Annotated in this window: 8 protein-coding genes; 5 read left to right on the top strand and 3 right to left on the bottom strand. The window is 71.8% G+C overall.

The genetic code is table 11. The features are described 5' to 3' along the window. Positions 1-71: 71 nt before the first annotated feature. Both ACFWFR_RS14565 and ACFWFR_RS14560 read right to left on the bottom strand, forming a co-directional pair. Entirely contained in the window at positions 72-1,076 is a 1,005-nt protein-coding gene (locus ACFWFR_RS14565; RefSeq protein ID WP_191805862.1) for an aldo/keto reductase family protein, read from the bottom strand. A 68-nt stretch (positions 1,077-1,144) separates the two neighbouring features. Then, positions 1,145-1,750: a DUF3043 domain-containing protein gene (locus ACFWFR_RS14560; RefSeq protein ID WP_354511572.1), complete on the bottom strand. Its 606-nt coding sequence runs from the start codon at positions 1,748-1,750 to the stop codon at positions 1,145-1,147. Between the two features lie 84 nt (positions 1,751-1,834). On the opposite strand from ACFWFR_RS14560, the gene ACFWFR_RS14555 reads away from it, so the two are divergent. From ACFWFR_RS14555 to ACFWFR_RS14540, 4 genes are all read left to right on the top strand, one after another. Next, a complete protein-coding gene (locus ACFWFR_RS14555; RefSeq protein WP_191805864.1) occupies positions 1,835-3,238 on the top strand; it encodes a dipeptidase in 1,404 nt (467 codons plus the stop codon). Positions 3,239-3,351: 113 nt separating this feature from the next. After that, positions 3,352-3,840 (top strand): helix-turn-helix transcriptional regulator, encoded by a 489-nt coding sequence (locus ACFWFR_RS14550; RefSeq protein ID WP_377623424.1) that lies wholly within the window; start codon positions 3,352-3,354, stop codon positions 3,838-3,840. A 10-nt stretch (positions 3,841-3,850) separates the two neighbouring features. Then, on the top strand, positions 3,851-4,261 hold the full coding sequence (locus tag ACFWFR_RS14545) for a VOC family protein (protein WP_354511576.1): 411 nt from the start codon (positions 3,851-3,853) through the stop codon (positions 4,259-4,261). A 237-nt stretch (positions 4,262-4,498) separates the two neighbouring features. Beyond that, the gene (locus ACFWFR_RS14540; RefSeq protein WP_191805867.1) at positions 4,499-5,323 is read left to right on the top strand and encodes a VOC family protein; all 825 of its coding nucleotides are present in this window, start codon (positions 4,499-4,501) and stop codon (positions 5,321-5,323) included. Between the two features lie 36 nt (positions 5,324-5,359). Here the strand turns inward: ACFWFR_RS14540 and ACFWFR_RS14535 are convergent, their stop codons facing one another. Beyond that, positions 5,360-6,019 carry a TetR/AcrR family transcriptional regulator gene (locus tag ACFWFR_RS14535; RefSeq protein WP_377623423.1) on the bottom strand — a complete coding sequence of 220 codons (660 nt, stop codon included), beginning with the start codon at positions 6,017-6,019 and terminating at the stop codon, positions 5,360-5,362. A 305-nt stretch (positions 6,020-6,324) separates the two neighbouring features. Here ACFWFR_RS14535 and ACFWFR_RS14530 point away from each other — a divergent pair. Then, the coding region (locus ACFWFR_RS14530) for an ABC transporter permease (RefSeq protein ID WP_377623422.1) at positions 6,325-8,543 on the top strand (2,219 nt) is incomplete at its 3' end.

Here is an 8,543-nt window from a genome sequence, read left to right as displayed (position 1 = left end):
GCTCGGTGAGCACCGGGGGCCGCCGTCGGACGACCAGACCTGCGGCGTGGCCGCGGGCCTGAGAGCAAGGGTCAGCGCGGTCCGGGGGCTCCGGCGGCGGTCTTGCCGGCGTCGCGCTCGACGACGTCGCCGAGGATCTCGTCGATCTTCGTCATGAGCTCGGCGGGGATGACCACGCCCGAGGCCTTGACGTTCTCGGCGACCTGCTCGGGGCGCGAGGCGCCGATCAGGGCGGCTGCGACGTTGTCGTTCTGCAGGACCCACGCGACCGCGAGCTGTGCCTGCGTCAGACCCAGCTCGTCGGCGACGGCCTTGAGCTGCTGGACGCGCGTGAGCACGTCCTCGGTCATGAACTGCTGGATGAAGCGCGAGCCGTTGGCGTCCGTGGCACGCGAACCTGCCGGGGCGGGCTGGCCGGGCAGGTACTTGCCGGACAGGACGCCCTGGGCGACGGGGGACCAGACGATCTGGGACAGGCCCAGCTCGCGCGAGGTCGGGACGACCTCGTCCTCGATGACGCGCCACAGCATCGAGTACTGGGGCTGGGACGAGATGAGCTGGAAGCCGAGCTCCTTCGACAGGGCGTGACCCGCACGGATCTGGTCCGCGGTCCACTCGCTCACGCCGATGTAGAGGGCCTTGCCCTGGCGGACGATGTCGGCGAACGCCTGCATCGTCTCCTCGAGCGGGGTCGACTGGTCGAAGCGGTGCGCCTGGTAGAGGTCGACGTAGTCGGTGCCGAGGCGCTGGAGCGAGCCGTTGATGGACTCCATGACGTGCTTGCGCGACAGGCCCGAGTCGTTGGCCCCGCCGGGGCCCGTGGGCCAGTAGACCTTGGTGAAGATCTCGAGCGACTCGCGGCGCTGGCCCTTGAGGGCGTCGCCGAGGACCTGCTCGGCCTTGGTGTTCGCGTAGACGTCCGCGGTGTCGAACGTGGTGATGCCGGCGTCGAGCGCGGCGTGGACGCACTGGGTGGCGACGTCGTTCTCGACCTGCGAGCCGTGGGTGAGCCAGTTGCCGTAGGTGATCTCGGAGATCTTGAGACCGGAGTTGCCGAGGAAGCGGTAGTTGGGCATGGGGACAACACTAGGTTGCCCGGGGCACCTCGGTGCAACTCCGGTCCGTCCGGCGGACCGGCCGGCGACTACTCGGGGAAGGAGCCGTGCTTCTTGTGCATGGGCTTGGGCAGGCGCGCGCGGCGCAGCTGGAACGCGCGCATCACGGCGTACATGGCGTTGCCCTTGGGGGCGCTCGGCCCGAACTTCGCGATCAGGCGCTTCTTGAGCGAACGCCACATGATGAACGCGTCGATGATCGTGATGAGCACGATCCCGTAGAGCACGAAGATGATGATCGTCGCCATGTTCAGGTTCTGGTTGAACACGAACGTCAGGACGATGAACACCAGGGCCACGGGCAGGAAGAACTCGCCCAGGTTCCAGCGGGCGTCCACGTAGTCGCGCACGTAGCGTTTGACGGGGCCCTTGTCCCGGGCGGGCATGTAGCGCTCGTCGCCCGTCTGCATGGCCTGGAACTGGCGGTCGCGTGCGTCACGCTGCTGCTGGCGCGCCGTCTTGGCCGCCGACTTGCGGTCCGAGGGCACGAGCGGGCGCTTGTTGGCGGCCTCGGAGACCTTGCGCTTGGGCGTCGGCCTGCCCTTGCCGCCGGCCTTCTCGATCTCGGCCGCAGCGGCGACGGGATCGGGGGCGTCGTTCGACGAGGGCGCGGAGGACTTGTTGCGTGAGAACACAGGTCCAGCGTAGTCGAGGACGGGGGCTGCCTCGTCACGGGTGCGGGCCGGACCGGGAACGTACCGGCGGGTAGCGTTGGCCGGGTGAACAGCACACCTGGAACCAGTACTCCTTCCGAGCCCGACGACGTCGCTCACCTGCGCGCCCGGGTCGCCGACCTCTTCCCCGCCCTGCGCGAGGACCTCGAGGCGCTCGTGCGCATCCCGTCCGTGTCGAACGCGGCCTTCGACCAGGCGCACGTCGCGGCGAGCGCCGAGGCCGTGGCCGAGCTCCTGCGCGGGGCAGGCCTGCCCGAGGTGCAGATCCTGCAGGCGACCGGGGTCGCCGGCCCGCTCGGCGCGCCCGCGGTCGTCGCGCGCCGCCCGGCCCCCGAGGGCGCACCCACGGTCCTGCTCTACGCGCACCACGACGTCCAGCCCCCGGGCGACGCCGCCGCGTGGGACACCGACCCGTTCGTCCCGACCGAGGTCGACGGTCGCCTGTTCGGCCGCGGTGCGGCCGACGACAAGGCCGGGATCGTCGCGCACGTCGGTGCGCTGCGTGCCCTCGCCGCGCTCGGGGACGACCTGCCGATCGGTGTCACGGTCTTCGTCGAGGGCGAGGAGGAGGTCGGCTCGCCGAGCTTCCTGCCCTTCCTGCACCAGTACGAGGACCTGCTCGCGGCCGACGTGATCGTCGTCGCGGACTCCTCGAACTGGAAGGTCGGGGTCCCGGGGCTCACGACGAGCCTGCGCGGGCTCGTCGACTGCGAGGTCGAGGTCGCCGTGCTGGGGCACGCGGTCCACTCGGGTATGTTCGGCGGCCCGGTCCTCGACGCGCTCACGCTGCTCGCCCGCCTGATCACGACCCTGCACGACGACCAGGGCAACGTCGCGGTCGACGGGCTGGTGTCTGCGCCGGACCCGAGCGTCGACTACGAGGAGGCGGACTTCCGCGCCGACTCCTCGGTCCTCGACGGGGTGCGCCTCGCGGGGGAGGGCGCGCTGTCCGGCCGGTTGTGGACCAAGCCCGCGCTGTCGGTCATCGGGATCGACGCCCCGAGCGTCGCGCACGCGTCCAACACGCTGACCCCGCGTGCGACCGCGAAGCTCTCGCTGCGCATCGCGCCCGGCCAGGACCCCGTCGCCGCGCTCGCCGCGCTGCGCACGCACCTCGAGTCGAACGCGCCGTTCGGCGCACAGGTCACGGTCCGCGACGGCGAGCTCGGCAAGCCCTTCCAGGCGCCGACCGACTCGACGGCGATGCAGGCCGCGCGCTGGGCCTTCGAGACGTCGTGGGGCACCGCGCCGGTCGACATCGGCATCGGCGGCTCGATCCCGTTCATCGCCGACCTGCTCGACGTCTTCCCGGACGCGGCGATCCTGGTCACGGGCGTCGAGGACCCTGACTCGCGTGCTCACGGCGCCAACGAGTCCGTCCACCTGGGCGAGCTCGAGAAGGTCGTCCTGGCCGAGGCGCTGCTGCTCACGAGGCTCGCGCAGGGCTGAGGCCCCGCGCTCCTGACGACCCGGGGCCGGGTCCGGGCCGCCGTCGACCGACGGTCGCTCTGGACCCGGCCCCGGTCCTGCCGGCCGAGGGGGCCCGGTGCTACGTTCGGAGCATGACCCCGCAGGAGCTCGAGGAGCTCGTCCTGCTGCGCCGCGCCCGCGACCTGATGGACCGGGAGTACGCGGCCCCGCTCGACGTCCCGACCATGGCGCGCAAGGCGCTCATGTCTCCGGCGCACTTCTCGCGCCGGTTCCGCGCGGCCTACGGCGAGACGCCCTACTGCTACCTCATGACGCGCCGGATCGAGCGCGCCATGGCTCTGCTGCGTGGCGGAGCGAGCGTCACGGACGCGTGCATGGCCGTGGGGTGTACGTCGCTCGGTTCGTTCAGCGCGAAGTTCGCGGAGATCGTGGGCGAGCCCCCGTCGGTGTACCGGAGCCGCGAGCACGCCGCCGTGAAGGCGATGCCCCCGTGCGTCGCGCAGGTCGTCACGCGCCCGGCCCGGGGCGCGACGGGCCCGTCCGGCACGTCCGGCACGTCCGGCACGGCCGCGCGAGCATCGAGCAGGATCGGAGAAGCGAGCGCACGGGCCTCGTCCTAGAGTCGCCGTCATGACCATCTCGCTGAAGTTCTGCAACATCACCGTCAACGACGTCGACGAGTCGATCACCTTCTACGGCGACGCGCTCGGCCTCAAGGTGCACAACGACGTGGGCGCGGGCGGGTTCCGCTGGGTGACCCTCGGTTCCGACGTGCAGCCGGGGCTCGGGATCGTGCTGTCGGCCCCGCACGCGGGCCGGTCGCAGGCCGACGGGGACGCGCTCCAGGAGCTCATGATCAAGGGTGTCCTGCCGATCCTCGTGTTCGAGACCGACGACGTCGACGCGCTCTTCGAGACCGTCCGGGCCTCGGGGGCCGAGGTCCTCCAGGAGCCCATGGACCAGGACTGGGGACCGCGCGACTGCGCGTTCAGGGACCCGTCGGGAAACATGGTGCGGGTGGCCCAGGCGGCTGCGGCCTGATCTGGAGGAGCGGTCGCGGCCTGATCTGGAGGAGTGGTCGCGGCCTGACCTGCTGGGGAGTCCCCGCGGGCCGAGCCGGGGCGCCGCCGAGGCGCGCGCAGGGGAGGGCCGTCGCGCCGCGACCAGGGCCCGCCCGACGGCGTCCCCTCCGCGTGCGGTCGTCTCGCCGCGTGCCCCGGTCGCGCAGGTCGGGGCCGGGCGGTGGTCGACTCCTGTGCCTGGTGGTGGGATGGGGACATGGCGAACGAGTCGATGGTCCCCCTGCTGCCCTGCGCGTCGATCGACGAGATCGGCGACTTCGCTGCGGCTCTCGGGTTCGAGGTCACCTACCGGCAGACCCGGCCGAACCCGTACCTCGCGCTCCGGCGGGAGGGGATCGACCTGCACTACTTCGGGATCGAGGGCTTCCGGCCGGAGGACTCGTACGGCTCGTGCCTCGTCGTGGTCGACGACACCGAGCCGTTGTACGACGCGTGGGCAGCAGGCCTGCGCGCTGCCCACGGGAGGCTCCCCCTGAGCGGGTTCCCCCGGATCACCAGGCCTCGCCGCCGGGCGAACGCCGACGGGCTGAGTGGCTTCAGCCTGGTGGACCCCTCGGGCAACTGGATCCGCGTCGTGCGGCGGGCCGGCGACGGTCCGGCGGGCGACACGGTCGACGCAGCCGAGGCGACCGGCTCCGTGCCCGACGTGCCGGCCGTCGACGCGGCCGAGCTCGGCGCGGCCTTGGAGGGTGAGTCCCGCCTGCTGCGAGCCGTCTCGAACGCGGTGGTCCAGGCGGACTCGCGCGGCGACGTCGGGCAGGCCGCGAAGATCCTCGACGGAGCGCTGCGGCGCGAGGAGGCCCTCGGGGACGCCGGGGCGTCGGCGCGCGACCGGGTCGAGGCCCAGGCCTACCGGGCCGAGCTGGCCGTGCGCCTCGACGACGCCGGGACGGCCCGACGCATGCTCGACGAGGTCGACCGCTGCGTCGCGGCCGCGCGAGGTCAGCACCTCACGCAGGACCTGACCACGATCCTGACGCAGCTCGAGGACGTCAGGGAGTGGCTGGCCGCGCAGGGGTGAGCGGGGCCGTCGAAGAGGGCGGACGGACTCACCCGGTCACAGGAGGAACGGTGTGCTGGGGACCGTGAGGTAGTCGTCGGGGTGCGTGACGGGTGCCGACAGCATGCCTGCGCACGCGTCGATCAGGAAGTAGCCGACCCCGGTCCAGGTCGGCGGGGCCCCCTCGTGGACACGGGCCTCGTGCCCCGCGCAGATGCCCAGGGTCATGGGGCCGAGGATCTCGAACCTGCCCCGGACCACGCGTGGCGGGAGATCGCTCAGAGCCGCCTGCAGACGGCTGATGAGGTCCTCGACGACCGGGTTCGCCGTGGTCAGTCCGGCCAGCGCCTCGGCGACCGAGGGGACCGTGCGGACCTGGAACACGAACCGTGCACGCCAGCTGGGGACAGGCAACGACGCCAGGTGCTCGATCCACGGCAGGAGCAGGCAGGCGAGCAGGTCTCGCACGCCGGCGTCGTCGCTCAGAGAGGCGACGAGCGCCGTCCGGCGCCGGTTCATCTCCTCGAGGTGCCGGTCGAGCAGCGCACGCAGCAGCTCGTCGCGGCCGCCGAAGTGGTAGGCGATGGCCGAGTGGTTGGCCGTGCCCGCGTGCTCGGTGATCCGGCGGTTGGACACCGCGTCGATGCCGTAGCGGGCGAAGAGCTCCTCGGCCGAGTTCAGCAGCGTCTCGCGCGCCCGGTCGCTGTGCTGTCCCATGCGGTGGGCCTCTTCTCGTGATGGTCTCTCATGTTCCCGAGCATGCCTCGACCACGGCCCGTCGAGGCCTTGACCTGCGAGGACTCCCGGCCTCGAGTCCGGGTGCGGTGATCATGCCACCTGATCGACGGGGGTGCCCGTCGCGTCGCTGGGCGGGACCCTCGCGTCCACCACGTGACATTTTTACGCCACGTGGCGTAATCTCGTCGAGTTGGACCATCCCAGCCGCACATCGAGGCGGCGCCCTTGCAACGGCGCACGGGGCCGCACGTCGCCCTCCCACCACGCCGTACAGGAGCACACACTTGAGCAACCAGACACCCCCGCGCACCTCGGGCACGGGGTTACCGGACCCCGCATCGCCGCCCGTTCCGACGACGGACGGTGCAGAGGGCGTCGCCGAGGCTGCGGCCGAGGCGGCCGCCCTCAAGCGGGCCAAGGCCGAGACCATCGGCCGCTACGTGGCCATGTTCTTCATGCCGCTCGTCATGGTGTCGATGATGATCAGCGGCTACCTCGGGACGATGCACGCCCCGACGCCGCACGACATGCCGATCGCCGTCACGGGCACCGCGCCGGACGCGCGGGCCTTCGCCGAGGCGCTCGAGGCCGCCGACCCCGACGCGGTCGACGTCCGTATCGTCGGTTCGGACGAGGAGGCCCGCGAGCTCGTGCTCGACCGGGAGGTGTCGGGAGCCGTGCACATCGTCGACGGCGAGGCGACGGTGTACACGGCAGGTTCGGCCGGGTCGTCGCAGTCCTCGACCGTCACGGGCATGCTCGCCCCGCAGGTCCTGGCCCAGGGGCTGACCCTGGGGACCGAGGACCTCGCGCCGCTGCCCGCGTTCGACCCGGCGGGCCTGGGAGCGATGTTCTTGGCCACGGCACTGGTCATGGCCGGCTACCTGCCCTTCAGCGTGACGCTCTCCAACTCGCCCGAGCTCCTGCGCTTCCGTCGGGCCGTGCCGCTCCTCGCCGGCTGGGCCGCCCTGGTCGCGGCGCTCGTCTGGACCGTGACGGGGCCCATGCTCGGCGTGGTGCAGGGTCACACCCCGGAGGTGCTGGGCATCGCCTGGCTGGGCGTCTTCGCGGTCGGAGCGGTCCAGCTCCTGCTGACGCGCTTCCTGGGGCCCATGGCGGTGATCGCGGCCATGCTCCTCCTGACGGTGCTGGGCATGCCGGCCTCGAACATGAGCATGAGCGTCTACACCATGCCGGAGTTCTTCACCTTCCTGCACGCGTTCCTTCCCATGCCGGCGATCGGCGAGGCGCTCCGCTCGGTCCTGTACTTCGACGGGTCGGGCGTCGGCTCCCACCTGCTGGTCCTGGTCGTCGGCGCGGTCGTGGCCCTGGTGCTGACGCTCGCGTTCGACGCCCGCAAGCGGCGCCGCAACCCGGACGCGGGCCCGCCGCCCGTCACCGTGCCGTCGCTGCACGGCGGGCCCCGGCCCGCGACGCGCCGCTGGCGCTACACCGCGCTGCTCTTCTTCCCGCTCGCCATGGTCACGATGATGATCTCGGTCATGCTCGGCGCCATGTCGTCCCCGACCCCTCGTGACATGCCCGTCGCGGTCGTCGGGTCCACGGTCGAGCAGGCTCAGGAAGCGGTCGACGGGCTGGACCAGAGCATGCCCGGCCTGTTCGACCTGCGAGCCGTGGGCTCGGTCGACGACGCCCGCACCCAGGTGCAGGACCGCACGGTCAGTGCGGCCTTCGTGCTCCCCTCGGCGGAGCACCCGAGCGCGACCCTGGTGACCAACCAGGCAGCCGGTGCGAGCGCGAAGCAGGTCGTCACGGCCGTGTTCGGCCAGGTCGCCGCCGGGCAGCAGACGGAGCTCACGACCGAGGACGTCGCCCCGCTGTCGACGACCGACACCATGGGCTCGGTGAGCATGTACCTGGCCATGGGCTGGGTCATGTCGGGCTTCATGATCATCATCGTGGGGGCCAACGCCGCGCCGAGGTCCCGGCCGCTGCGCCGCCTCGTGCCCATCGTGGCGGGGTGGGCCGTGTTCATGTCGGCGGTCCTGTGGCTGATCGCCGGGCCGATCACGGGGAGCATCAGCGGGCACTTCTGGCCGCTGCTCGGTACGGGGATCGTCGCGATCTTCTGCGTGGCGATGTTCAGCGCGGTGCTCGAGCGGCTCATCGGGATGCTCGCGGTCGTTCCCGCGGTCGGCATCCTGATGCTCGTCGGGGTCCCCGCGTCCGGGGGCGGACTGTCGATCTACATGGAGCCCGAGGTCTTCCGGGTCCTGCACGAGATCCTGCCCATGCCGGCCGCCGTGGAGTCGATCCGCTCGATCCTCTACTTCGGTGGGGACACGGTCGGTTCGCACCTGGTCACGTTCGGGATCTGGGGAGTCGTGTCGCTCGCCCTGGTCATGGTGATCGACAGGGTCAAGCCGCTGCGCACCCATGCGGTGAGCCCGGAGCCCGACGAGGTCGAGCCCGTCGAGGAGCTCGCGCTGGTCCGCAACCCGGTCATCCTGGCCGAGCTGGCCGCCGACCGGGCCCGCCCCGG

It is taken from the genome of Oerskovia sp. NPDC060287, assembly GCF_042726775.1.
GTDB lineage: Bacteria > Actinomycetota > Actinomycetes > Actinomycetales > Cellulomonadaceae > Oerskovia > Oerskovia merdavium.
This window is presented reverse-complemented; position numbering and strand designations above follow the sequence as displayed.